Annotated in this window: 22 protein-coding genes; 6 read left to right on the top strand and 16 right to left on the bottom strand. The window is 41.4% G+C overall.

The window, feature by feature from the left end:
• The first annotated feature begins 81 nt into the window (after positions 1 to 81).
• Positions 82 to 402, top strand: a complete 321-nt coding sequence (locus tag UABAM_RS06830; RefSeq protein WP_151967260.1) for a hypothetical protein — start codon at positions 82 to 84, stop codon at positions 400 to 402.
• A gap of 167 nt (positions 403 to 569) precedes the next feature.
• On the opposite strand, the gene UABAM_RS06825 is transcribed toward UABAM_RS06830, so the two are convergent.
• The 9 genes from UABAM_RS06825 to UABAM_RS06785 all read right to left on the bottom strand — a co-directional run bounded on the left by UABAM_RS06825 (position 570) and on the right by UABAM_RS06785 (position 9,004).
• Positions 570 to 1,733 (bottom strand): 3-hydroxyacyl-CoA dehydrogenase NAD-binding domain-containing protein, encoded by a 1,164-nt coding sequence (locus UABAM_RS06825; RefSeq protein ID WP_261343973.1) that lies wholly within the window; start codon positions 1,731 to 1,733, stop codon positions 570 to 572.
• Position 1,734: 1 nt separating this feature from the next.
• Entirely contained in the window at positions 1,735 to 2,523 is a 789-nt protein-coding gene (locus UABAM_RS06820; protein ID WP_151967259.1) for an enoyl-CoA hydratase-related protein, read from the bottom strand.
• Positions 2,524 to 2,688: 165 nt separating this feature from the next.
• Positions 2,689 to 3,174 carry a 1,2-phenylacetyl-CoA epoxidase subunit PaaD gene (gene paaD, locus UABAM_RS06815; protein ID WP_151967258.1) on the bottom strand — a complete coding sequence of 162 codons (486 nt, stop codon included), beginning with the start codon at positions 3,172 to 3,174 and terminating at the stop codon, positions 2,689 to 2,691.
• 5 nt (positions 3,175 to 3,179) lie between these two features.
• Complete coding sequence (paaC, locus tag UABAM_RS06810) at positions 3,180 to 3,962, bottom strand: 1,2-phenylacetyl-CoA epoxidase subunit PaaC (protein ID WP_151967257.1); 783 nt, start codon at positions 3,960 to 3,962, stop codon at positions 3,180 to 3,182.
• A 9-nt stretch (positions 3,963 to 3,971) separates the two neighbouring features.
• Positions 3,972 to 4,262 (bottom strand): 1,2-phenylacetyl-CoA epoxidase subunit PaaB, encoded by a 291-nt coding sequence (gene paaB, locus UABAM_RS06805; protein ID WP_151967256.1) that lies wholly within the window; start codon positions 4,260 to 4,262, stop codon positions 3,972 to 3,974.
• Complete coding sequence (paaA, locus tag UABAM_RS06800) at positions 4,252 to 5,208, bottom strand: 1,2-phenylacetyl-CoA epoxidase subunit PaaA (RefSeq protein WP_151967255.1); 957 nt, start codon at positions 5,206 to 5,208, stop codon at positions 4,252 to 4,254. Before paaA ends, paaB begins: the two co-directional genes overlap by 11 nt.
• Positions 5,209 to 5,316: 108 nt before the next feature.
• Positions 5,317 to 7,662, bottom strand: a complete 2,346-nt coding sequence (locus UABAM_RS06795) for an outer membrane protein assembly factor BamB family protein (protein ID WP_151967254.1) — start codon at positions 7,660 to 7,662, stop codon at positions 5,317 to 5,319.
• Positions 7,663 to 7,666: 4 nt separating this feature from the next.
• Positions 7,667 to 8,128, bottom strand: coding sequence for a hypothetical protein (locus UABAM_RS06790; RefSeq protein ID WP_151967253.1), 462 nt, complete (start codon positions 8,126 to 8,128; stop codon positions 7,667 to 7,669).
• Positions 8,129 to 9,004, bottom strand: coding sequence for a hypothetical protein (locus UABAM_RS06785; protein ID WP_151967252.1), 876 nt, complete (start codon positions 9,002 to 9,004; stop codon positions 8,129 to 8,131).
• Positions 9,005 to 9,312: 308 nt separating this feature from the next.
• Between UABAM_RS06785 and UABAM_RS06780 the strand changes: the two genes are divergently transcribed.
• Positions 9,313 to 9,561: a zinc ribbon domain-containing protein gene (locus tag UABAM_RS06780; protein WP_151967251.1), complete on the top strand. Its 249-nt coding sequence runs from the start codon at positions 9,313 to 9,315 to the stop codon at positions 9,559 to 9,561.
• 52 nt (positions 9,562 to 9,613) lie between these two features.
• Here the strand turns inward: UABAM_RS06780 and UABAM_RS06775 are convergent, their stop codons facing one another.
• Positions 9,614 to 9,904, bottom strand: a complete 291-nt coding sequence (locus UABAM_RS06775; RefSeq protein WP_151967250.1) for a hypothetical protein — start codon at positions 9,902 to 9,904, stop codon at positions 9,614 to 9,616.
• 129 nt (positions 9,905 to 10,033) lie between these two features.
• Between UABAM_RS06775 and UABAM_RS06770 the strand changes: the two genes are divergently transcribed.
• Together UABAM_RS06770 and UABAM_RS06765 are read left to right on the top strand one after the other, a co-directional pair.
• Positions 10,034 to 11,140, top strand: a complete 1,107-nt coding sequence (locus tag UABAM_RS06770; RefSeq protein ID WP_151967249.1) for a coiled-coil domain-containing protein — start codon at positions 10,034 to 10,036, stop codon at positions 11,138 to 11,140.
• 81 nt (positions 11,141 to 11,221) lie between these two features.
• Complete coding sequence (locus tag UABAM_RS06765) at positions 11,222 to 13,021, top strand: purple acid phosphatase family protein (protein ID WP_151967248.1); 1,800 nt, start codon at positions 11,222 to 11,224, stop codon at positions 13,019 to 13,021.
• Between the two features lie 422 nt (positions 13,022 to 13,443).
• Here the strand turns inward: UABAM_RS06765 and dprA are convergent, their stop codons facing one another.
• The gene (gene dprA / locus UABAM_RS06760; RefSeq protein WP_151967247.1) at positions 13,444 to 14,508 is read right to left on the bottom strand and encodes a DNA-processing protein DprA; all 1,065 of its coding nucleotides are present in this window, start codon (positions 14,506 to 14,508) and stop codon (positions 13,444 to 13,446) included.
• Between the two features lie 179 nt (positions 14,509 to 14,687).
• Here dprA and UABAM_RS06755 point away from each other — a divergent pair, with 179 nt between their 5' ends.
• Positions 14,688 to 16,928 (top strand): neutral/alkaline ceramidase, encoded by a 2,241-nt coding sequence (locus UABAM_RS06755; RefSeq protein ID WP_151967246.1) that lies wholly within the window; start codon positions 14,688 to 14,690, stop codon positions 16,926 to 16,928.
• A 6-nt stretch (positions 16,929 to 16,934) separates the two neighbouring features.
• A complete protein-coding gene (locus UABAM_RS06750; protein ID WP_151967245.1) occupies positions 16,935 to 18,116 on the top strand; it encodes a M20 metallopeptidase family protein in 1,182 nt (393 codons plus the stop codon).
• 174 nt (positions 18,117 to 18,290) lie between these two features.
• Here UABAM_RS06750 and UABAM_RS06745 read toward each other — a convergent pair whose 3' ends face one another.
• From UABAM_RS06745 to UABAM_RS06725, 5 genes are all read right to left on the bottom strand, one after another.
• Positions 18,291 to 20,198, bottom strand: coding sequence for a HEAT repeat domain-containing protein (locus UABAM_RS06745; RefSeq protein ID WP_151967244.1), 1,908 nt, complete (start codon positions 20,196 to 20,198; stop codon positions 18,291 to 18,293).
• The gene (locus tag UABAM_RS06740; RefSeq protein WP_151967243.1) at positions 20,188 to 20,958 is read right to left on the bottom strand and encodes an anti-sigma factor family protein; all 771 of its coding nucleotides are present in this window, start codon (positions 20,956 to 20,958) and stop codon (positions 20,188 to 20,190) included. The genes UABAM_RS06745 and UABAM_RS06740 overlap by 11 nt, the downstream gene beginning before the upstream one ends.
• An 11-nt stretch (positions 20,959 to 20,969) precedes the next feature.
• Complete coding sequence (locus tag UABAM_RS06735; RefSeq protein WP_151967242.1) at positions 20,970 to 21,500, bottom strand: RNA polymerase sigma factor; 531 nt, start codon at positions 21,498 to 21,500, stop codon at positions 20,970 to 20,972.
• Between the two features lie 242 nt (positions 21,501 to 21,742).
• Positions 21,743 to 22,315 (bottom strand): WD40 domain-containing protein, encoded by a 573-nt coding sequence (locus UABAM_RS06730; RefSeq protein WP_151967241.1) that lies wholly within the window; start codon positions 22,313 to 22,315, stop codon positions 21,743 to 21,745.
• Positions 22,312 to 25,098, bottom strand: coding sequence for a WD40 repeat domain-containing serine/threonine protein kinase (locus UABAM_RS06725; protein ID WP_151967240.1), 2,787 nt, complete (start codon positions 25,096 to 25,098; stop codon positions 22,312 to 22,314). Before UABAM_RS06725 ends, UABAM_RS06730 begins: the two co-directional genes overlap by 4 nt.
• Between the last annotated feature and the right edge of the window lie 2 nt (positions 25,099 to 25,100).

Here is a 25,100-nt window from a genome sequence, read left to right as displayed (position 1 = left end):
TTTTTTTGGGCAAAGTCGTTATAATAGATTCTCGTGTCGTTACAATGTTTATAAATTTTCATTTATAGAGAGGGGGCAAGTATGCGAGTTGTCAGAAAAAAAACGAGAAAAAGCTCTTCGCAAAGCAAAGGAAATGTTTGGGGTAGTCCTTCTTCCCGCTATATAGGTAACAACACTAAACCCACGGCAAAACCCCTACGTCCAGGACGTCGCGTAAAGTCTCTTACCGGACCTGTTCATCCTGGATTTGAAAAATCCGCGAGTACGTACAATAAGTATAGGTCTGCGACAAAAACCGTTTCTCGACCGCGTTTGACGCTACAAAAAGTAGATCACAGTAGCGATTTGTATAGCAATCGCAAATCGTCTTCGCGCCCTATTCGCAAACGTCGTTCGCGTTAAAGGATATTCTCAGTATCTTTAATCCGAGCCAGTGTCATTCCCGCGTAAGCGGGAAACCAGCAATATGAAGTTGACTTGTCAACGCTGGATCCCTGATCAAGTCAGGGATGACAACCTAAGTTGGTGTTTTGACAGGCTCGGAAACGGGCTCGGAAAAGAATGACACCTTAATCAAAATTCTGATTATTTTTTACCATTCTACGCAGTAGAGGACTTGGGCGATAACGATCTTCGCCATACTCTTCATAGAGATTTTGTAGATAATCGAGAACTTTTTCTAGTCCCATCTCTTGCGCCCATGCAATAGGACCCTTGGGATAGTTGACACCCTTGGTCATCGCTAAATCAATATCCGCTGCAGAGGCTATTTGCAAAAAGACCGCATCCACTGCCTCATTGATAATCATACATACCACGCGCATCATTATCTGTTCCGCAAGTTCTTTGTCTTGCTTCGCTTCAGGTTTTTGCGCATTTTCTGCATAGCTGTAATAGCCATGTCCACTTTTGCGTCCGTAACGTCTAGCTTCTACAAGGCGTTGTTGTGTAAAAGAAGGTTTATAGCGCTGGTCGTAGAAAAAAGCGGCAAACACCGAACACGTCACTTTATAGTTGACATCATTGCCAATAAGATCCATGAGTTCAAAAGGCCCCATGCGAAAACCATACTCTTTGAGCGCCCAATCGATGGTGGCTACGTCAGCAACTCCTTCTTCGAGAATGCGTATCGATTCTCCATAAAATGGACGTGCAATACGGTTGACGATAAATCCCGGAGTATCTTTGGCGATTACAACAGTTTTTCCCCACGAGTCGATGATTTGCTTGGCGTTTTGCAATGTTTGTTCATCTGTGGCAAGACCAGGAACAATTTCTACTAGCGGCATGAGAGGTGCTGGGTTGAAGAAGTGAATTCCCAGCACGCGGCTATCTTTCTTGCATCCTGAAGCAACAGCGGTTACAGATAACGAGGAGGTATTCGTTGCTAGAATACAGTCTTCACTGACGATGTTTTCTAATTTTTCAAAGACTTGTTGTTTGACGTTGAGATCTTCGACGATGGCTTCAATAATCAGTTTACTATTGCTTAAAGATTCGAAGTCTGTGGTGTAAGTCGTTCGTGAAATACTCGCCTGCATTTCCTCGGTGGTCATGCGCTTTTTTTCCACAAGACGCGTAAAGATTTTTTGTAATTTTTTACTCGCATTCACCAGCGCTTCTTCGTTGTTATCAACAATGATGACGTCATGTCCTTGTGTCGCAGCTATTTGTGCAATACCATTTCCCATCGTTCCGCTGCCAAGAACCCCTATTTGAATTTTCTCTGCCACACTAATTCCCCATAAATTTTGGTTTACGTTTTTCTAAGAACGCCTGAACACCTTCTTTGTAATCTTGTGTTTGTCCGGCAAGAGTTTGTAACTCTTTTTCTGCATTTAATTGTGCTTCTAGATCATTGACTAAGCTTCTATTCATAGCTTGTTTAATATAACCGAGACCCTTGGTAGGTTGCGTCGCTAAATATCTAGCTGTTTCCGTGGCCTCTTCGAGTAGACAATCATTTTCTACCACGCGGTAAATCATACCCATATCCAGGGCTTGTTGCGCACTGATCTTGTCACCGAGAAGCATCAAGGCACTTGCACGTCCAAACCCGATTAAACGTGGAAGAAAAAACGATCCGGCGGTGTCAGGTACTAGACCTATTTTGCAAAAGGATTGAATGAATGAGGCACGATCGGAAGCAAAAACAATATCACAGGCAAGTGCTAAATTGGCTCCCGCACCTGCCGCAACGCCGTTTACGGCACACACAACGGGCTTTGGGGTGTTGCGAATTCCGCGAACAATGGGGTTGTACATTTGTTCGACAAAATCTCCGAGTATTTTTTCCTCTTCCGGGTTTTTGGTGGCTTCTGCCAAGTCTTGGCCTGCACAAAAGGCCCGTCCGCCTCCTGTAAGAAGGGCACAGCGTACTTCACTGTTATCGTTAACGTCGCGAAGGATTTCTTGTAATTCGCGTGCCATTTCCATGTGAAAACTATTGAGAACGTCTGGTCGATTGAGAGTAATAATTGCAACGTTATCTTCTACTACATAGGTTATGTGTTGATATTGCATTGAATTATCTTTCTATTAGGGCGTTTTATCAATTAAAGTTTGTTTAATATGAAGATTAATGATGATATGCCCTAGGTATGAGACCCCGTTCATGACCCAAATTATTTTGGTTTTGTGATAATTTCAGGATCGGGAACGGGGTCGGGATCGGAACGTTTTTTGTCTCTATATACATTTAAAATATTCGAAGGGTTGTTGACATCCATTACAGAAATGTAGGGCTTTACACAATGTCGAGCCGAATTCACTTGTTTTTTTGGTGTCTTCGCTACCACAATACGGGCATGTAACGACCCTTTTGTCGCTAAGTAGACTCAACAACTCATTTGTTTGTACTTTGTGGGGAGGAGCAATACCGCTTTCCTTTAGTTTCTCGCGAGTTTCTTCTGTCATCCAATCGGTTGTCCATGGTGGTGACAAAACAGACTTGATGGTGAAATCTTCAATGTTATTTTCGCGTAGTTTTTGTGCGATACTATCGTTGATTTCCTTCATTGCCGGACAACCTGAATACGTTGGAGTGATCACCACTTCTACGTGGTGATCGTTTACCAAAACATCGCGAACAATACCCATTCCGGTGATGGTTACCAGAGGTATTTCCGGATCTTTTACTTCGGCAAGCATTTGCCATATTTCCTCAGAGGTCATTTTTACTACCATACGGCACCAGGATGAGATCTAGGTAAAATTTGCATTTCCGCCAACATATGTCCAAGGTACTCCGTGTGTTTTCCCTCGCGACCATTGTGGTACAAATATGTTTTCTCCTCAGGTATGGTCAATGTCGCTTCTTTGATCACCTGGGAGACAATTTCTAGCCATTCACTATGATACTTACTCATATCACTAATAATATTTTGCTCTATGAGTGTTTTATCTGTCGCAGTATGAGTGAACAACTCGTCCGTGTAGCGCCAAAGTTCATTGAGGGATTTTTGAATACGTTCGTGGCTTTCTTCTGTGCCATCTCCGAGACGCAGTACCCATTCGCTGCTATGGCGGACATGATACTTAATTTCTTTGATACTTTTTTGCGCAATGCTTTTTAAATCGTCAAAACTACTTTCGCGCAAATTTTTAAAAACGATATACAGATATGTTGAAACCAAAAATTGGCGCATAATTGTATATCCAAAATCTCCACGCGGTAACTCTGCGATTGTGGCATTGCGAAAGTCGACGGCATCGCGAAGATAAGCTAGGTCATCTTCATTGCGATTTTTGCCTTCGACTTCACCGGCTAGTTTTAGAAAATTAGCCGATTGCCCCACACAATCCAAAGCCAAATTGGCTAAAGCAATGTCTTCTTCAAGCATGGGCCCATGACCACACCACTCGGAGAGACGATGCCCTAAAACTAAATTGCTATCGCCTAAAAATAGCAGGTATCCAAAGAGAGCTTCGCGTGTAGAGTCTTTAAGTTCTTCCAGTTTCATAAGAATGCCTTATAAGTTTTTAACAGCTTTGGGAACCCTGTAAAAATTTGGGTGACGATACGCTTTGTCATCAGAAGGGTCGAAAAACGGAGCTTCGTCATCCGAACCAGAAGCATAAATGGTTTCTAGTGGAACAACCCATATACTCCCGTTTCCACCACGTCTTGCATATACATCACGTGCATTTTGCAAGGCAATTTCGGCATCCGCAGCGTGCACATTGCCGACATGTTGGTGAGGACCACCGTTTTTTTGTTGCATAAATACTTCCCATACGGGAAGTTGTTCGTTATCCGACATTTAAGAATTTCTCCACTTTCTTTCCTTGTTTCTTTTTCGCGTAGGCAACAGAAGCTTCGCGGACCCAAGAACCATTTTCATGAGCATCGTTGCGCGCCTTCATTCTATCTTTGTTACATGGCCCATGGCCTTTGATTACCGCGTAGAATTCTTCCCAGTTGATTTCGCCAAATTCCCAATTTTTTGTCTCTTCATTGTACTTCAAATTAGGATCAGGTATTTCTAAGCCGATTGTGCGTGCTTGTGGTACTGTGATATTGACAAAGTGTTGGCGTAGTTCGTCATTGGTTTTCTTTTTCACTTTCCACTTAAGCAATGTGGCACTGTTTGGGGAATCGCTGTCATGAGGTCCAAACATCATGAGGGTTGGCCACCAGAATCGATTTAGGGCATCTTGCGCCATTTTTTTCTGTTCTTCGGTGCCTTTCATGAGAGTGCATACAATTTCATAGCCTTGCTTTTTATGGAAATTTTCCTCCGCACATATACGTAGCATCGCTCGCGAATATGGTCCGTAAGAACATTTGGCCAACATAGTCTGGTTGACAATGGCAGCACCATCCACCAACCAACCGATGATTCCAATGTCTGCCCAAGTGAGTGTGGGGTAATTAAAAATACTGGAGTACTTTGCTTTACCGATGAGAAGTTGATGGACAAGATCTTCGCGTGAAGCTCCTAGCGTTTCCGCTGCACTGTAGATATATAGACCGTGTCCGGCTTCATCTTGGACTTTAGCAAGAAGAGCCATTTTTCTGCGTAAGTTAGGTGCACGGGTAATCCAATTTCCTTCAGGTAGCATTCCCACTACTTCCGAATGTGCATGTTGTGACATCATGCGAATGAGTTGATTGCGATACTTTTCTGGCATCCAATCTTTCGGCTCGATTTTGGTACCTTCTTCTATACGCTTGTCAAATTCAGCATTACGAGTTGATTCATCCATGCTTGACTCCTTACAATAATAGTTTAAGGTGTGCAATTGTCAAATAAGCTGCACACCTTAATTTTACTGGAAATAGCGTTTTTTTGCAATAGAATTTACACTAGTAAACTACTGTTTATCGCCTTTTCCCAAGAAATGTTTGAGTATTTTTCCATTTTCATTGCGCCAATTTTCCCAGCTAAATCCACCGGGAAAAACATGTGAAATACTATGGTTATTGGTTTTGGCGATGGCTGCGGCCACATTTTTTCCACTATCAATAAGGCTCCAGCCGTCGTTAGGGCTACGTAGGTCGTATTTTCCCCAACTGATATAGAATTTGAGCGGTTCTTTGATTTCTGCAATAAGAGAACTTAGTTCTTGTTCTTCCTTTGTCAAATAGAATGCCGAGACACTTGCGGCTCCCGAAAAAACTTGTGGATTTTGCATGGTGGCATACAGCGATACAGTTGCTCCGTTGACAAAACCAATATTGAAACGCGGTGAGCCTTTTATACTATAGGTTTTTTCTAAGAAAGGAATCCACTCCTCAACAAGCATTTTTATGTATTGATTGCGTGGAGCTTCCAAAGAGTATTCTCTTCCGTGTTTTTGCGGGATAAAGACAGCAATTGCGGCAGGCAGGCCTTTAGAGATAAGGTAATCAAGCGTATCTTGCCATTTGCCACTTTCCAATACCGATTTTCCATCGTGAATAAACAATACCGGATAAGATTTTTTTGCATCGTATTCATGAGGGACATACACGGTTATTTCGCGTTTGTCTTTATTTTCTTTACTTTCGTAGGTGTGTTTTTCTAGTTTACCTTTTTTGTCAGAGCCTTCTAAGTCGGAAGCTGGTTTCCATTTTGGCATCTTTGCTGCGGAAAACTTTCCGAAATAATTTTGTCCGATATTTTTATTTAGCGGATCGACAACAATTTCATCGTAATTTTTTAGGAAGCGATAGTTGACACAAGCGTCTTCCTCAATGTAAGACGAGTAGTAGAAAAAGTTTGTATCAGGAATTCGTTGCATGGGATGGTCAATGCGAAATCCAATAACATCACCTTCTAAGCCTATATCATGCGCTTCGCCTCGGTACACAAAATGAATGGAGTTTTTTTCCATAATAGGAAATTGTTTTTGTTCCTTCATAAAGGCATCGATCAGCTCTTTTTTGTTAGGAGAATTGCGCACTTTTTCGACGAAGTCGTTGAACTGAGATTCTACCTTTGGGTAGACAATTTGTGACTTATTCTGCTCTGTAGACGCTTTGTCGCTAATAGAAATACATGCCATTTCGCCTAAACTACGCACGTAAATTTTGTTATGGGCAAAACTTGGTGGGGACCATACTAAGTCTTTGAATAACTTAAGACTATGTAGATCTGTGTATTTTCCAGAGGCATCATTTGCTAAGTGTAGATGCCCATTTTTGGTCACAACCACGAAATGATTGTTCACCACCAGTAAAAAACCATCACCTGGCTGACGTGATCGCCATACTTTTTTACCGTTTTTCGCATTGATGCAACCAAAAAAACGACCACTGTAGCCGTAAATTCTCTCGCCGACGACAACAGGTGGACAAAAAGATTTTTTTAGGCTTCTGGTTTTCCAAACTTCCTTTACTGGTTTGTCTTTCTCTCCGGTAAGCTCTAGTAAGATTCCTTGGTTTCCACTATATTGAATGTAGATTTGCCATGGATTTTTGCTCACAACGGTTGGCATGGTAGACCAGTTGCCACCGTTGTGTTCATAACGCCATACTTCCTCACCACTTTCCGGAAGAATACAATACAAATGTTTGTCCCCTCCGCACAGTAAGTAGTTTTTGTTGTCCATGGTAATCATCGTCGGACATTGGTAGTTTACAGAATCACTTCCCATTGTCCAAACAAGCTCACCATTTTGCTTGTGGAAAGCGGATATGGTTCCTTTTTCTGCCCCCGCTTGTACAATGACTAAATTTTCAGATACAATGGGAGAAGTTCCAAAACCATAGAAGGGTACGTTTGCTTTGTGCTCTGTAGGTAGATTTTTTTTCCACAATAGAGAGCCATCGGTGAGATTAAGGCATAGCAGTTCTCCTTTTGCTCCCAAGGCAAAGACTTTTTCTTGATCTACAACAGGTGTAGAAATAGGACCATCGTGAGAACCATCATGCCCAACGTAGGTATCACCAATGGTATATTGCCATACATTTTCGCCACTATGAGCATTGCAAGCAATGACATAATCTTTTTTGGAATCAGAATACATGGTGACGGCATAGTTACCCCAAACAGAGATACTGGAATAACCAGAGCCGAGATTGCGTTTCCACAATGTTTTTAATGTATATGATTTATCGTTTTGTAGTAGCGTATTTTCCATAACTGCGGCGTTAAATTGTTGTCCGCGCCATTGTGGCCAATCGCTTTGTGCAAAAGTGAAAACAATACAAATGCTAAATAAAAAAAATCGCTTCATAAAGTTAATTTCCTAAAGAGGGAAAAATGATATTTCCTCCGCGAACGGGAACATGCCGAATAGCACCTCCCGTGTTTGCTGTCCAACACAGTAAGTAAATTAGTGCAACAATCATAAACAAAATTACATAGCGATGTAAAGAAGATGGTTTTTCTTGTTGCACATATTGTGCAATGGCACTGAGGGAAATCATACCCAATACGATCATTGCCATAAAGGAAATCTTGCCTAGCATAGCATGTGGGTCAACGTATTTTTTTTCAAGGTCGACTTGTGCCTCGTAGGCAAGAGGTCCAGAAATATAGGCAAAAACAGCAAATATCGCACAGCAGATAGCAAAGCTGTAGCTTATTTTATATAGGATTTCTTGTTTGGTAATATGTGCACAAACGAGTAGGGCAAAAGTGAAGAATAGCCCTACTACAGGAACGTGTACCACAATGAGATGCCAATGTACAGCGTTCATCTATTTACCTGTTTTAATGGCTTTTGCCGGGTCCATACCCGCATCCACTTTGCTGTAGTCTAATTCACTACCATGAATGCTGTGAGGAATTACATAAACGGCTGTCATTACGATGGCGGCCAAAATAACGGCAATGCGCGACATAAGTTCTTTGGATTTCGCTTTGAGACCGACAACGGAGATCGCTGCTAGCCACGCCACCCACATGATAAGCATCTTGTTGTCTGTCCAGTCACCTCCCCAAGGAAAGCCTGTCCAGTACTCACCAAATGCATATTTCTGTACAATAGGACCAAGGATCATCCCACCTATTGTCATCGATACAAATGAAAACCATACGAAAGCACGCATGCTGTCTGGCGCAAACAACGCACCTAGTGCTGCGCGCATACCGACTAACATAGCAAAAAACATCAAAAGAATGTGCGGAATCAGTATGTATTCAGGAACCGGGTCCTTAAAACGTATGATGATGTTTTCCTCTTTATTTTGCGGAATGCGTATTTTTGTATCACCGGCTTTCATCATAAGGTAGTATTCTAACTTTCCTGCGGCCGGTTGTTTCGGTAAAAATGCCACAAAATTTTCTTGCTTTTTTTCCATCAAAACTTGAGTGAATTCATCTTGCGTTTTAAATCTTTTGTAGAAAAGAGATGGCGCGTATTCTCCTGCCTTGAGTTCAACAACCGCATCTTCTTGACTATCTCCACTGCGAATTAATTTGTGATAATACTCTGTGTCACCTATCTTATAGCTTCCGCGATAAGGGTATGTTGGCCCAGTTCTTTTTTGGTAAGAAAAGGCAGAAAGCATAATGACGATGGAGAAAACCCACAACACAATTTTCTTTCCTTTACCAGAAGCATTTTCCGACATGACGACTCCTTATGTTAAAAAAATTCGTTTTTTATATTTTACAAATCATTGAAATGTGTGTCATATATTGTACAATATTCGTAGTGCTTTTTGGCAAATTATAAATTTTTATTTCACTTTTTTCTACTATTTTCTTTACGCGCAGCTTAGGTTGTAGAGGAAAATCTACATTTTTCGCCAAAATTAGCCTTTGCTGTTTATCGTGGCATCTTCTATAATTATATAAATATCGTAGCTTTGTTAAGGTATAGTCATCAATTCGCAATATTTTATAGCACGAATGATTGTTTATATTTAGGAAGAAATTTATGCCTTTATACGAATATTACTGTGAAGAAAATGAAAAAACAATTGAGGTCAGACATGGAATGTCTGAAACTGTAGACACTTGGAAAAAACTGTGTGATTTGGCTAGTATGGAACTAGGCGAGACTCCTGGAGAAGCGGTAGTAAAACGCGTAATTAGCGGTGGTATGTCGTTGCCAAGGAGAAAAGTTGGTGAAGCAAAGGCTCCTGCTGTGTCAGGTGGGCATACAGGCGGATGTAGTTGTTGTTAATTCTAGGCGCGCAGTACGTCTAGAATTAACATGTGGATGAGTATGATTGTAATTATTCAGCTTTATGGAACATTCTCTTTAAAAAAGAAAAGAAACTTTTGAATTTTTCCACAAATTCGCCATCGTGTTTTTTGTTGACAACCACATTGGATACGTCAATACCTGTTTTCGGCGGATTGTCACTTTTTTCGTTTTTGTATTCTGGATAACGATCATCCATCTTAAAGCGCCCAGTAGATTTTACTTTGTGATTTGGAGCAATTTTCTTTTTGAAACGCAACAAAAAATTTTCCAGTTTTTGGTAATATGCTACCGATTTTGTGTCATTTACTCCCCCTGTCATAGCACCTTCCTCCCTTGTTGGTAGAGTTTGAGAAAGCTAGTTTGTAATATTCTCCATAGTAGCAAAATGAAGGTGAGTTGTCAATTAGGTTTTGCCAAGGTTTTAGAGAATAACTCGAAAGGATTGGGCATGAAAAAACTATTACTTACCCTTTGTCTAATAAATATAATATTCGCCGAACAAAATTTAGTCGAAATCATCAATAAATACTATGAACAGTTAAATCAACACGCGAAACGTTCTGCTAAAATTTCATCATTAACCGAAGCATATGAAAAATTTTCACGCCTTCCGGCTTTGCAAGATTTTTTGACATATGAAGGTGTGAACTCCACTAGTTTAGAAATTGCAAACTCACGTAAGATTACCAATAAGCAAATGGGGTTCTTCTATCCTGCAAAAATGTACGACAATCACCGCGAACTCATTTATGCAATCAATCCTTTGCGCCGTTCGCAGGTGAAAGCGAAATTGACCAATGTTCGTTCAGGGTTATCTCGCGAAATAGCCAGTAAAAATATTCAACAAAAAGCATTGAATACTTTAGATAAAACAATTGCGAAGTTATCAAAAACAAAACGCAAGGCTGAATCAAGGCTACAGCAGGTGGAAGAAGCGATTGAGGCGCTAGAAGATAGAGTAAGTGATGCACGCTCTGATATCGATTCGCGCAGATCTTCTGTGGGAGGTAGTGCCGATGAAGAATTACGTCTTATTGCCATTATACGCCGTTTGGACGGACAAATTGTTCGCGAAGTTAATGACGCAACACGTATATCGTTAATCAATAGAAGAAATTCCTTTGAACGCCAACGCCGGGGTATTATTGCGGAAAGAGATCAGTTTGTTCGCGATGTAAGAAGACTAGAACGCCAAATCGCATCTGATTTGCGACAGTTAGACTCACTAAAACGCGAAAGGCCGCGGCTGGAAAGAAAAGCACAGGAAGCCTCTCCTGAGTTGGGAAGTTTAGAAGACAAACGCGAAGAAATCAAAAATAATATAAATGAAATCGAGGAAAAACTAGCGCCACTCAAGAAATTAGAAAATGAAGAACAACAAATTTCTCAAGTAATCAAAGAATACCAAGAATGGTGGAGACGCGCAAAACATCGTCCTAAGTATCACTTCTTATTGGCACTTTATGCCATTGACAAGCTCCCAAAAGAAAATATTCAAATACGAATAAAGAAAAATTTTGCACTTGGGGGCATTGTTGAGGTGTATTTCCGGTAGTGAGTGGTGTATTAAAATAAGTTATGATGATAGAAGCCCTGTATAGAAAATGCAGGGCTTTTTTCTTTAGGAAGCTATTGTATGCAAAATTACTTTTTTGTTTTAATTCTCTTTTTATTTGTTGTGCAAAATACCCATTGCCACAATGGAGAATCTGTGCACGATGCTCTTACCAATATCAAAGAGCGCATGTTAAAAGAGTTGTCTGTAGAGGAAATATTAAATTTAAATGCCAGAAAAGTGCGTAAATTTTTGAGTGACAAAGAAGCACATGTCTTAGGCCATAAGTTAGTACAATTCCACGTGAATGTACCTGTCGATGTTTACATTTTACGAGATCAACGTCTAAAGACGGTGAATGTGTCGCATACGAAACCCTATTGGCTTGGCGAAAGGAATTTTACACTGACACCACTTGACGCAAAAGTCGATGGCCGCGATTTTGATGTATGGGTAAAGTCTTTTCCGGCAGGGAAAATTGAATTAGGGGTCAACTCCGTCGAAAGGAAAGTGGACCAATATCTTATCGCTTTAAAACCACAAAACGCAGGTGACAAAATTCAGGTAAAAGATTTGTACCCTGGGCAATGCCGTGTGACTACTCTGCAAAAAAGTGCACTGGCTTATGTTGACGACAATGATGACTTTGTCGAAGAAATTCCTCAGGCTCTAAATGGACTGACTCTTATTCAGGCATCGAAATCTTGGAGAAAAGTGGGGCGCTTGGTAAATGTCTTTAGTAAGACACACTTCCCTTCCACAGAAAAACCAGATCAAATTGTACTCACTTGGAGTGACGATCCCAAAACGACACAGACAATTCAGTGGCGCACAAATACCAAAGTAAGTAAAGGTGTTGTCGCTTACTGGAAAAAAGACACCGAGAAAATTATTCATACTCCCGCAAAAACAAACACCCTAACCACGAAATATATTGTCAATGATCCTGTTTGTTTGCGGCATACGGCGACGTTAAAGAATTTGCAGCCAGATACAACGTATATGTACAAAGTGGGAAATGGTAACGAGAGCAATTGGAGTGGTGTCGCACAATTTACAACAGCCCCGAGCAAAGTGAAGCCGTTCTCGTTCGTATACATGGGCGATGCGCAAAATGGGTTAGATTTTTGGGGGAAATTGTTAAAAAAAGCTTTTGAAGAACGGCCAGACGCCGACTTTTATATTATGGCCGGTGACCTGATCAATCGCGGTGATGAACGTTGGGACTGGGACCATTTTTTCTTCAACTGCAAAAATATCTATGATCGCAAAACGTTGGTTCCGGCGATTGGTAATCACGAAGACTATGGAAATAGTGGACCGTGGCTGTATTTACAATTATTTACCCTATTTGAAAACGGCCCGCAAACCATAGAAAAAGAACGCGCTTATTCATTTACGTATAGCAATACGCTATTTATTGTGCTAGATACCAACGTAGATCCTGAAACGCAAGTGGCGTGGTTGGAGGAGCAACTAAAGACAAGCAACGCCACCTGGAAAATCGTTGTATACCACCACCCCGCGTATTCCTCTGCGATAGGGCGCGATAACAAAAAAATACGCAATCTGTGGACGCCTCTATTTGATAAATATCACGTAGATATGGCCCTGCAAGGTCATGACCATTCTTATTTACGGACGTACCCCATGTTTGCTGAAAAGAGAGTCAAAACCGCGAAAGACGGCACGTACTATGTGGTCTCTGTTTCGGGGGTAAAGATGTATCGACAGTCTCCTGAGTTGTACTACAGGGAAGTGGGCTTTATGGACACATCTACATACCAAGTCTTAGATATCGAGGTAGATGAACATCGTTTATTGTACCGCGCACGAGATATCAACGGTAAGTTATTGGACGAAATTGAAATTAGGAAGTAGTTTTCGGGATTGGTGTGGGATTCGTTTTCCGATTGGTGCCCTCACCATCAAACAGCAGATTTCCGCTGCGCGGAAATATAATGTTTTCATACCTCTCCTACAGGGAGAGGTGTAATGCTTCTCTTTTGTTAAAAACAAAATTCGCTTGAGTTGCGAGACAAAAGTAGTGATGTAATACACTCTTTGATTGATGTTGTACCTGTGATAGCACTAAAGAAAACGAATGGAAACAACTCAGACGTGTTACGCCTCTCCCGTGGGAGAGGCATGCGGCTTGTTGCTTTCAGCGAAGCTGAAATCTACAAAGCCGATGGTGAGGGCACCAATCGGAAAACGAATCCCTCATCCGAAGAACACCAATATGAAAATGAACCTTACCCGAAGGGCACCAATATAAAAGCGAATCCCCATCCCACCAAGCCCTAATTATCACAACAAACAATACCGCGACTGCGGTAGTAGTGAAAGTGGCTACACACCACAATTCCCTCGATGCGCATTTCCATCAACTCTGACATCACTTTGTCTATAGGTAACTGCGTGGTGTTGCTAATGTCGTCGATACTTTGTGGCGTATCACTGAGCACGTTCCATATTTTATATTGAATCTTGCTCAAATGTATTTGTTGTACATCATTTGTCATTTGCCACTGTGGATATTCCTCTAAGACATCTTCCACACTTGTCACTAGTTTTGCGCCACTTTGTATCAGTTTGTGTCCACCCAAGTATTGATCATCGCCTATCATCCCAGGAACAACAAAAATGTCGCGACCATTTTCCACTCCGATGTTGGCGGTGATAAGTGCCCCACTTTTCTGTGGGGCTTCAATAACAATAATACCTGCTACTAGGCCCGCGACAATGCGATTGCGTTCGGGAAAGTGGTGCGCTAGAGCCGGTGCTTGCGGAGCGTACTCGGAGATGCAAGCACCGTTTTCACTAATTGTATTTGCCAAATATCGATGGTGCGAAGGGTAAATACGTTCGATTCCACTACCTAACACAGCGACTGTTCGCCCTCTAGTAACGGCACCGTTATGTGCTGCGGCATCTATACCCGTGGCTAGGCCGGATATAATTACAATACCGCGACTTGATAACTCTTCGGCAAATATTCGCGCTTGTTTTTTGCCGTATGCCGACGCTTTGCGTGTTCCGACGATGGCGATCGCATTGCCCATAGGAATTTCACCGTGCACGTATAACAACAATGGGGGATCCATCGTATTTCGCAATTGTGACGGATAGTTTTTGTCTTCTAATGTGATAATGGCATAAGGTGACTTTTCGTACTGCTCCGCAAATCGATCCCACGATAAAGAACGGACTTTTTGCCATAGTTCTCGACTAAGAATTTTTTGTACAGCATCGTAATCTAAAGAAATGAGCTTTTTATGGTGGTTTACCAGCGACAACAAGCGCATTATTTTCCTGCGCCCAATGCCATTTATCGTAGATAATCCCATAATCATAACAGCGTCCATGGTCACTCCTACAAGTGAAAATATTCTTGCGAAAAACTGGTTATTGGTTATGATATCTTACTAGAGCACACGACAAAACAACTGAGGTCGAATGAAAAATGTGCAAAAAACATAATGGCCGTCTCCAAAACCATTTTGTTTTGTAGTTCCAGAGACTCTTTGTCATTGGGGAGGTAAAGATGACAAAATTTTTAAGCATTATCTGTGCCATCGTTATGATGGCACAAATGGTGAGTGCCGACCACTTTGAAGTAGGTATGGGTATTCATGATGTTACAGGTCCCGCTGCGGAAGTGGGAATGATGGGATATGCAAATGTTGATCAGCAAACAAGCGGTATTCATCATCGTTTGTGGGCGCGAGCTTTCGTGATCCAAGACGTGAACGGCAAGCGCGTTGTGTTTGTCAATGTCGACGTCGCTATGATCATGCAAGCGGTGAAGATGAAGGTTGTCGAAAAGCTGCAAAAAACTTATGGCAACATGTACACCAACGACAATGTGATGCTTGTCGCCACACACACTCATAGTGGTCCGGGTGGCTTTTCACACTATGCACTTTACAACATTACCATTCTTGGTTTTTCGAAAAAGAATTTTGATACCGTTGTATATGGTATTTGTAAAGCAATCGAAAAAGCCCATGACAATGTTGCACCAGCAAAAATAAAAATAGCACGTGGTAATTTGGAAAATACGGTGATCAACCGTTCGATCGAAGCTTACAATGCCAACATCGATGCCAATTTACACGAGCCATATGATAAGTCCATGACATTACTGCGTTTTGAACGCCCCGATGGTCGTGAAATGGGTTTACTGAGTTGGTTTGCTGTTCATGCCACTTCCATGGGAAACCAAAACAAACTCATCAATGGCGACAACAAAGGTTGGGCGCAAAGAAAATTTGATGTGAAAAAAGACAGCGACTATCGTACAAAAGACACATTTATTTCCATATTTGCCAACTCTACATTGGGGGACGTGAGTCCAAATATACATGGTGGAGAAAATGGTGGTGGAATTAACGACTTCGCCAGTACGCACATTTCAGGAGAAAAACAATTCGAAGCCGCTTGGGATTTGTATCACAATGCCACAGAAGAGTTGGCGACAAATTCTCTTGACTACAGCCATAACTTTGCGGACTATTCCAAAATGACAGTGGCCCCTGAATTTACCGATGGCAAAGAACGCAAAACAGGTTATGCCGCTCTAGGTATTGCTTTTGCTGCGGGTGCTGAAGATGGTCCAAGTAAGATTCCTTATATTAAAGAGGGGGATTTGAAAGGTCATTATGATGAAGTTCATGGTCTAAAACCCATTTTTCTTGAAACGGGAAAAATGAAGCCTTATCCATGGACACCTGAGGTTTTACCTGTACAGATGTTTGTTCTGGGCAAAGTAGCCATTCTTGCTGTTCCTGGTGAATTCACCACTCATGCTGGACGTCGTGTACAAGACACTGTTCGACCTCTTTTACAACAACGCGGTGTAGAGCACATCATTATTACAGGACCTGCCAATACATATGCCGGATATGTCACCACACGTGAAGAATACAATGAGCAACACTACGAAGGTGCTTCCACACACTTCGGGCAATGGACCCTAGCGGCGTTTCGCCAACAATTTAAGGTACTCGCCGAAGCCATTACTTCTGGCAAAGGTGCACCTAAAGGTCCTTCTCCGAGAGATCTTACAGGCAAGCAAATTGAAATTCAACCAGGGGTTATTTTCGATACACCACCTCTTCTTGGCGAGTTTGGCGATGTGAAAAAAGATGCACCACAGCAAGTAGAGCGTCTATCTGTTCTAAAAGTCAAATTTTGGGGTGCGCATCCGAAAAATGCACCACGCGATTTTCCGACATTCCTTACCATACAACGTAAAAGCGATGAGGGTTGGGAAGATGTTCGTTACGATTATGATTTAGATACCGCTTTTATGTGGAAGCGTTCGGGAATTTCGGCTTCGGAAATTACCGTTATGTGGGATATTCCTGGAGATATGCCGCAAGGAACGTATCGCATTTTACACAGCGGCTATTATAAAAATGGTCTCAGTGGTGAAATTAAATCATACTCTGGAGAAAGTCGCGAGTTTACATTGCAGCCGAGCACAAAATTACGCATCAGTAATTGTAATGTTTCCGCAACAGGTGTCACATTTCGCATGAAGTACCCGAAAGCGACTAAAGATGATTTACATCATCGTCAAGAGTATGTCGATAACGGACAAATTCAATTTACCATAAATGGTACCAAGAAATTATTTGTCGCCAAAGCGGTAAAAGGCCAAAAAGGTGTGTTCCGCACTACATTACCGATTAAAGACAAAATTGATTTCCTAACCGTTGATGAAGGAATGGCTACCGATTCTTTTGGTAACCACAACGAACGATTTGAATGGAGCAGATAACCAGTCATGAAACAAAAAATATGGGAATTATGTGAAAAAAACTACCAAGATATTGTTAAAATTCGCCGCGATATTCACATGTACCCCGAGGTAGAGTTTGATTTACCTCGCACTGCAAGTGTTATTGTTAAAGAACTGGAAAAACTTCCTCTACAAATACGTACAGGCATAGCACAACACGGAATCGTCGCAGATTTAGAAATTAAAAATGCGCAGCGCCGTGTTGCGCTACGTGCGGATATGGATGCCCTTCCTATTCAAGAAATGAACGATGTTCCCTACAAATCCACCATAGATGGTAAGGCGCATATGTGTGGTCACGACGCTCACTGCGCGATGTTGATTGGGGCTGCACGAATTTTGTGCGAGATGCGTGAAAATTTACCATGCAACGTGCGCTTTATCTTTCAACCCTGTGAGGAAAAATACCCCGGAGGTGCTTCGCGCATGATCGCCGAAGGCGCTTTGGAGGGGGTTGATGAAATATACGGTTTGCACGTATGGCCCATTGCCGAAGTGGGGACGATGGCAATCACTCCTGGAGCTTTTATGGGACAACCCGATGATTTCACAATTGAAATTATGGGAACAGGCAGCCATGCTGCAACACCACATTATTCGGTAGATCCTATCGTGATTGCGTGTCAGTATGTGACGATGCTGCAATCCATCGTCGCGCGCAATATCAATCCTTTCGATGCCGCTGTGATTAGCGTCACGCAAATTAATAGCGGTTCTGCTTTTAACATTATTCCCACAAGTGCGGTAATTAAAGGTACGGCGCGTACTCTAGATCCAAATGTACAAAGCATTATTCGCACTCAAATGGAAAAAATGCTACGCGGTATCACCGAATCACACGGTGCCACATACCGATTTGACTACCAAGAAGGTTACCCGGTTACCTATAACCACGAGGAGTGTGTCGTAAAGGCATTGCGTGCCGCGGAAAGTGCTGTGACGAAAGAAAACATCCACTATCCATATACATCGTTTCTTGGTGGGGAAGATTTTACGTACTATACGCGAGAAATACCTGGGTGTTTTATCGCTCTAGGATCGGGAAATACGGCAGATAACGTCGGAACAAAGGCGTGGCATCACCCGGAGTTTGACATCGATGAGAGCTGCATGAAATACGGTATGGCTCTTCACGCGAACTTGGTGGCTCAATTTGGTGAAGTGTAGGTATATACTGGTGTGCGATGCCCCCACAATCGGCTTCGCCGATTACTCCCCACAGGGGGAGTTTACGTATAGCACTTTGTGAGAGAAAAAACGCAACTTTGGTTCGGGTTAATACGTACAGGTATATGCTGGTGTGCGATGCGCACCGATGTAGGGGCATCGCACACCTAGCATCTATTTCTCAATCATTATTTTTTTGAAAAAATGAAACACCTCTTTGTTGTTTTTCTCCAAGAATACCTTAAACGCCGCTTCTCCCTCCTCCAGCATTTCGCAATCCACGTACACATTTTTGGTGCTATTTGGAGCAAGACTGATGTCGGGCCATAAAAAAATGCGTGGTCCAGCACCGCGATTATTCGGATTTATATTTTTAGGAAACGTTACATTAAGATCAAAATTCTCGATCGTTTTGTCGGTTTTGTTGTGTAGTGAAACACTGCAACGAAAATTTTCGTTTACGACATACTTTGTTTTATTGATCGCGAACTTTATATCTATCCCCATTGGATTTTGCGCGGCAAGTACCTCTTTGTATAACGTTTGCCCGATGACTTCGACTGCTTTTGTCTGTTGCTGAACGTACTTTTCATCAATTAGGACTACCTTAAGGGCACCTTCACCGGGAAAATTTCCGGTTAAGTGTATTGTTTTTTGGTAAATCTGCTCCGCTTGTAACTCGAGAATTTCATATTCTGTATAACTACCGTTGCGTTTTTTGCCTTCGCGACAATGAAACGGTAATATAATGTGCAATTGTAGATTTTTTTTCGTTTCGCTACGCAAGTTCTTTACTGCGATACGGTAGGTTGCCGTATCGTGCATTTGCATACTTCGCTCACCAATGATTTCCATCGCAAAATCTTTTCGATTTTGTTGCGGAGCTTTTGAAACAACAATGGGGTGCGTGTAGTGTTTTTTGTTATTTGTCGCACTGTTTGTTGAGATGCTTATTTTTTGCTTTCCTGGTAATACTGGAACCACCGTAAATGAGTAGGTCCGCGGTGTCTTGGCGGCCAAACTACCAATTTCCCAACGTGTCTCTGTACTTGTTCTGCCGCGAAAATAGAGGTTGTTTGGCAGGTTAATACGCACCAATACATCATGAGCCACATCAGGGCCTTGATTTTCTATCACGAGCTTGTATTTATAGGCATTACCTGTTTTAAGTTGCTTTTCCCCCACGAAAGTGGTGGTCAGTTTGTAATTTCCCAACTGTGATTTGATGTAATCTTGTAAACGTTGTTGTTCTTCCCATATTATTTTTTGTTGCTTTTGTTGTACTTGAGCAATGATGTCGATGGCTTTTTGTCGCACTTGTTTATTTTGATGAGATGCCAGTTCTAAGATTACCGGAATTGCTCCGCTTCCCAAAAGAAAAAGCTTCTCAAATGCCGCTTCTCGCTCTTTTCTTTGTACACTTTGTGCTTTTTCTATCGTTGTTTTTATTTTGTCGCAAATATTTGTGTACTGGGAAATATTATTGAGCGCCCACATCGCTTCGCGCTGCACATGAACATTTTCATCGCGACTCAATTTCGCGATATGGGTTAAGAACTTTTGTGCTTTTCTTCCCATGTAGACAAAGCTACGTGCTGCGACTTCGCGATCTGTGGGGTCGTGACTTTTCATTAGGCCAAGAATAACTTCCTGTTCTTGGAGTTCCGCCAATGCCATCGCTGCGGCATGACGCACATGATGACTGGGGTCTTTGGCCAATTTTTTTAGATGTTCTGTTGTACGCGGGGTTTTGATTCCCAGGTTACCAAACGCCAACGCTGTCCACTTTTTGACGCCTTCACTGGGATTATTTTCCAAGCGAATGATGAGAGCGTTGATGACTTTATCATTTACAATGCCGAGTTCAGAAATGGCTTTGGTGGCCGCAATACGATTCTTTACAAATATGTCTGTAGTCTGTTCTAGTAAAGTTGCTAGTTTTTGTGGCGCATTCTGTGGTGTTTTGTGTAAAACGCGTTCCATTTCGCGGCGAACATTCCATGGTACAATGGTGTTGTCATAGAAGTACTCTGCGCATAAAAATGTACTGAAAAATATAAATATGAGCCATTTAATTTTCATATGGGTCTCCAATCATAATCACCGGTTGTTCTTTATTGTTTTCAGCAGACAAGTACTTATATTTTTGAATGACTTGTCTAGCGACGGGTCTAAGAATATCTTTTAAAGGTAAAGACAAGTAAATTTCTTTGGCTAAATGGAGCCCCATTGCTACGTAAGGTGAATGGAGATTTGCATTTGTTTCAATACTTTGCGCCAATTCACATAATTGCGATAAAGCATGTAGAGCTTTGTTTTCTTTGTAGTATGATATCACCGCCAATTGATAGGAGGCCGCATCAAAAACCTGGCTATCTTCGGTACGATTTCGCGCCTCGACAAAAAGATATTTTGCTTTTGTCGGACTTTGCATCTTGCAAGAGATTCCTTCTCGTAGCAGTTTCCAAGGGTTTTCTTTTAGGGAATATTGTGTCAGTGTTGCTAGAGGTTGTTCATGAGACACATGTTTTGGCGACACGAAAAAATAGGTAATGGTAGCGCCTACGATTCCTGCAGTAATGATCAGTATGGCCGCCGCGACTTTCCTGTATATACCACTGCGATTTGGACGGACTTTGCGCATTACATTACCCACAAAGTGAGAAGAGTCGAATGGATAGTTAGGTTTACGATACAGATCTTCTAGTTGCGAGAAAGTAGTTTGTACTTCCGTACAGTGATCGCACTGTTGTAAGTGCTGTTGTAGTTTCTCTGCGTCATCAGGAGAAATTTCACCATCAATTAGAAGAGAAAGCGACTTTTGGTATTCTTCGCAATTCATAGTTGTATTCCTTACTTTAATATACTGCGTAGTTTGCTCGATAAAGCTTTACGGGCGCGAAAAATGAGTGCTCCCACAGATGTTTCCGAACATCCAAGTATTTCACCCATTTCTTCATAGGAGTAGTCTCCGTACGTTTTTAATAAAAATGCCTGCTTTTGTTTCTCTGGAAGTTGCTGCGCTGCCGATGACAAAATTTCCTGTAATTCTTTGCCTTCACAAATTTCGTCGGGAAATTTTTCCGTACTAGCGACATCAGCCTCAAGAGAAGTGCTCTTGCGTACATTTTTTTTGCGCGAAAAACTGATACACTCATTGATTACCAAGCGGTAGAGGAATTTTTGAAATTTTCCTTGCTTTTTGTAACGCGGTAAAAAATTGTATAGCTTTACAAAAGTATCTTGCGCAACGTCTTCTGCGTCCTGCGGGTTTTTTAGAAATTGATATGCGACACCAAGCACAAAACGATGATGCTTTTCCACAAGTTTGGCAAAGGCATCTTCATCGCCCAAGACCGCCAATTCAATCAACCAATCATCCATAAAAGAACCTTCAAATAGTCATAAGAAATTTACAGGCAAAATTGATTGCCTTGTAAAACAGAACGCACGACTCGAAAAAAAATTACGCTGTTTTTATTTTTTTTGTAAAAGTATTTTCAGATAGCCCGTCCCGCTTGCGAGCCCGAGCCCGAATTTTTTGGTTTGAGTTTTGATTTACTTTGTGGATATCGTTTACGTATTGAGGTATGCCAGTGTGCGATGCCCAGACGATGGTAAATACATCACTTTTGGTGCATTTTCAAAATATTCTCTACAAGCTTTATAAATTGTAGTGGCCATAATTGTTGCGATTCGTTGCGGAATAATGCTTGGTTTTCCGTCACCTTTTTTTCAAATTGCGTCGCGGAGAAAAAATGGGATTGGTCAAATATTTGGACACCGTCTTTGTTGGGTACGTATATCTTTTCCCAGTTTGGGCTGAAGGAGGTGGCTTCGGAGCTATCATAACTAAGATGTAATGGAATTCCCTCATTGTGTCGATAGTATTCACTGCGATTTATATTGTAGAGTAGGATTTGGTTTTTCATAAAAACCGCTAGATAGTTTCCATTAGGAGAGAATGTAAGTTGGGAAACTTTACGGTGGCATTTTTTACGCAATATGCTTTGGAAGTTGCCATCAAATCTTCTCACAAGAAGTTGCCCCTGGTCATCAACAGTGGCGATGATGGGGGTGTCACCTTTATTGTGTATAGCCATTTTTACTATGATGCCTTGTAATTTGACTTCCGACTCTACCGCACTTACGGTACGGCCATTTTGCCTTTTTATTAATCCAAGGCAACCATTTTTCATACCCACCACTGTATATGAACCCTTGTTACGCAATTCGCGAATATCATGCGAAAAGCTATGTATTTTTTTGATACGCCTTTTTGTATGTTATAGGTGTATATGTCTTTACCAAAGTTATAAAGCAACGTTTTGTCGTGATCGGCAAAAGCAACGCTCTCGACCTGATTTTCTTTCGATTTATGGGGAATATGTATTCTTTTTGATTTTGATATATCCGTAGTGTCGAATAATGTGAGAAGGCTATTTTTACGTAACTCAATGAGTTGTTTTCCATCAGAGCTGACAACGATTTCGAAAACTCTCGGTTGTATTAATTTGATGTTTTCAGAAAAAGTATAGGTATCATTGTTTTTTTTCCACACAAAAAATCCAACATGATGTGGTAGCACTACGACGTCTCCGCGTGAGTTACCGACGATGGGATAACGAAGCCATGATTCTTTGGATTTGAAAAAAGCCGCTGCGGATTTTTCGATAAAATTTTGTGTTTTCGCGTTGATACTTAGATTATGTCGCGGAGGAAACACATATTCATCGTAACTTGTCGTGGTCAGGACGGCCAGTGTATCTTGATTTTTTGTGGATAATTGTAAATCGAGTAACGGCTTATCGTAAAGCAGTGAAAGTTTTGCCGCAAAGTTTGTGGGGCTGTGCAAGCTGACATGATTATCAATACTACTTACAGCAATAAAATGTGGATGATCACTATTGATATGCGTAATGTGGCTTTTGTGGGCATTGTAAAAACGAATATTGGTGTCTATCTTTCCATCTTTACTTTCCTCAGAGCGAAATAACAGGATTTCCCCCTTTTCACTATTGCGACTACCAATAATAAACTGTTGATCATAATCCATTTGTAGGTGATGTAGTGATTGATAAAATCCCGAGTTTACTTTTGTAAACTTTTTGTTATCGATATTAAATTTGAGAATACCAACACGGCTAAAAACAAAAATGTTCTTTTCGTTGGCGGAAAAAATCGCATAGGTTTTATCAATAGAATAGTTCGAATTTTCTCTGTGTATGACTTTTCGGGTGGCAATATTGTAAAGGATGGTCTCTCCTCCAAAAAGTAAAAATAAAAAGTTACCTTTGGGAGAAAAACATATGCGCGACTTTTGTCTTCCTGGTTTTTTGAATGTATGAATAAGTTTAGATGTGCGATAATTGTATAAATAAATTTCACCACGACTATCATCTTGAAATGCGACAAAACGATTATTTTTGCAAAAGATGATTTGTTGCGAACTTGTGGTCTTGTCGTGAAAAAAGTACTTTTTTCGATTCTTTACTGAGTAAAGATTGACGTTGTTGTCTTCGTGAATGAATGTTTGCCCGTCGTGAGAAAAAAGATCAAAGTCATATTTACTTTTTGAGATGGGCAAAGATAAAAGACTGTTTTGTATATGGAAAAACGGGATATTGTTGTCGTTTTTCCAGCAATATAGTTTGTCAGGCGTCATAGAGATAATGTGTTGTAGGTCGCTAGCTATGTATCCCTTATAGAGTTCGGGAACGTCTACACGTAATGTCTTTTTTCGTGGCAAGTGCAACATTACGCTAAATTTAAAAAAGTCCAGTTGTGCTTGTAAATTCCAGATGTCGTTTTGTTGAAGTTGCGCAATCGCTTCCATAAGCGCTTGTTTTTTGGCTGAGTCGTTGCTTGCATGGAAGAACTCTTTTTGCATTACTTGGTATTCTTGTTTTACCTTACCAAGGTAGTGGAAAAGCGCTATATTGTTTTCGCACTCTTTGCGATGGTAACGCAAGTTACGTACGAAGCTATTTAACTTGACAGTACTACTTTCGACAAGTGCTTGGTGTCGTTTCTGTGAAATAAACATCAGGCTTGCGGTTAGAAATACCGAGATGACAGACAAAGCAGATAATATGACAAATAATGCTTTGTTCTTGTATCCCCAGGCTTTTAGCTTTTGCAATGTTGATGGTGGTCGTGTACGGATGGGCTTGTTGTCGATAATCGCTTGTATTTCACGTTTTAAAAAATCAACGCTGGCGATTCGCTCGGCGGGTGACTTCTTTAAGCACTTGAGACATACAATTTCAATATCTTTATCTTTGATCGCAAAATTGAGACGCGAGGGTGGAATGATGTCATTGGTGGTGATTTGAAACAAAATTTCAAATAGATTTTCCCCATCAAAGGGAACATGATTGGTCAGCATTTGATAGAGAATGACGCCCAGAGAATAGATGTCACCCTTTTCTCCAACCTCTTTTCCCTTTGCGATCTCGGGAGCCATGTATTTGGGAGTTCCTAACATTTGCCCCGTTTCGGTAATACCGGTATCGTGAACGGTGTGCTTTGCTAAACCAAAATCGAGAATAATCGGCTCACCGTGTTTGTCAATCACAATGTTACCAGGCTTTAAATCGCGATGGACAATGTTGTTCTGGTGTGCATATGCCACCCCATCGCAAATTTTGTAAAACAGTAACAACGATTCACGGTAGGACATATTGCCAATCTTCTCTGTAAGCGGCACACCTTCAATGTACTCCATGGTAAAAAAGATTCGCGGCGCGTTGCCAATTTCATATATTTTGATGATGTTGTTGTGATTGAGGCGCGCAACAGCACGTGCTTCGCGGATGAAACGTTCTATTGCACGTTTGTCGTTTTGCAACAATACTTTGAGCGCACATCGCCGCTTTAACTCTCTATCTTCGGCAAGATATACAACCCCCATTCCTCCGCGACCGAGTTCTTTAAGGAGGCTGTACTTACCAAATACGGTACCATTTTTTGTATGATTCATGA

It is taken from the genome of Candidatus Uabimicrobium amorphum, assembly GCF_009002475.1.
Lineage (GTDB): Bacteria > Planctomycetota > Uabimicrobiia > Uabimicrobiales > Uabimicrobiaceae > Uabimicrobium > Uabimicrobium amorphum.
This window is presented reverse-complemented; position numbering and strand designations above follow the sequence as displayed.

Excerpts from the sequence above, each read along its gene's own strand:
- UABAM_RS06830 (WP_151967260.1), top strand. The coding sequence starts at position 82 with ATGCGAGTTGTCAGAAAAAAAACGAGAAAAAGCTCTTCGCAAAGCAAA.
- UABAM_RS06820 (WP_151967259.1), bottom strand. The coding sequence starts at position 2,523 with ATGCAATATCAACACATAACCTATGTAGTAGAAGATAACGTTGCAATT.
- paaD (WP_151967258.1), bottom strand. The coding sequence starts at position 3,174 with ATGACCTCTGAGGAAATATGGCAAATGCTTGCCGAAGTAAAAGATCCG.
- paaC (WP_151967257.1), bottom strand. The coding sequence starts at position 3,962 with ATGAAACTGGAAGAACTTAAAGACTCTACACGCGAAGCTCTCTTTGGA.
- paaB (WP_151967256.1), bottom strand. The coding sequence starts at position 4,262 with ATGTCGGATAACGAACAACTTCCCGTATGGGAAGTATTTATGCAACAA.
- paaA (WP_151967255.1), bottom strand. The coding sequence starts at position 5,208 with ATGGATGAATCAACTCGTAATGCTGAATTTGACAAGCGTATAGAAGAA.
- UABAM_RS06795 (WP_151967254.1), bottom strand. The coding sequence starts at position 7,662 with ATGAAGCGATTTTTTTTATTTAGCATTTGTATTGTTTTCACTTTTGCA.
- UABAM_RS06790 (WP_151967253.1), bottom strand. The coding sequence starts at position 8,128 with ATGAACGCTGTACATTGGCATCTCATTGTGGTACACGTTCCTGTAGTA.
- UABAM_RS06785 (WP_151967252.1), bottom strand. The coding sequence starts at position 9,004 with ATGTCGGAAAATGCTTCTGGTAAAGGAAAGAAAATTGTGTTGTGGGTT.
- UABAM_RS06780 (WP_151967251.1), top strand. The coding sequence starts at position 9,313 with ATGCCTTTATACGAATATTACTGTGAAGAAAATGAAAAAACAATTGAG.
- UABAM_RS06775 (WP_151967250.1), bottom strand. The coding sequence starts at position 9,904 with ATGACAGGGGGAGTAAATGACACAAAATCGGTAGCATATTACCAAAAA.
- UABAM_RS06770 (WP_151967249.1), top strand. The coding sequence starts at position 10,034 with ATGAAAAAACTATTACTTACCCTTTGTCTAATAAATATAATATTCGCC.
- UABAM_RS06765 (WP_151967248.1), top strand. The coding sequence starts at position 11,222 with ATGCAAAATTACTTTTTTGTTTTAATTCTCTTTTTATTTGTTGTGCAA.
- dprA (WP_151967247.1), bottom strand. The coding sequence starts at position 14,508 with ATGGACGCTGTTATGATTATGGGATTATCTACGATAAATGGCATTGGG.
- UABAM_RS06755 (WP_151967246.1), top strand. The coding sequence starts at position 14,688 with ATGACAAAATTTTTAAGCATTATCTGTGCCATCGTTATGATGGCACAA.
- UABAM_RS06750 (WP_151967245.1), top strand. The coding sequence starts at position 16,935 with ATGAAACAAAAAATATGGGAATTATGTGAAAAAAACTACCAAGATATT.
- UABAM_RS06745 (WP_151967244.1), bottom strand. The coding sequence starts at position 20,198 with ATGAAAATTAAATGGCTCATATTTATATTTTTCAGTACATTTTTATGC.
- UABAM_RS06740 (WP_151967243.1), bottom strand. The coding sequence starts at position 20,958 with ATGAATTGCGAAGAATACCAAAAGTCGCTTTCTCTTCTAATTGATGGT.
- UABAM_RS06735 (WP_151967242.1), bottom strand. The coding sequence starts at position 21,500 with ATGGATGATTGGTTGATTGAATTGGCGGTCTTGGGCGATGAAGATGCC.
- UABAM_RS06730 (WP_151967241.1), bottom strand. The coding sequence starts at position 22,315 with ATGAAAAATGGTTGCCTTGGATTAATAAAAAGGCAAAATGGCCGTACC.
- UABAM_RS06725 (WP_151967240.1), bottom strand. The coding sequence starts at position 25,098 with ATGAATCATACAAAAAATGGTACCGTATTTGGTAAGTACAGCCTCCTT.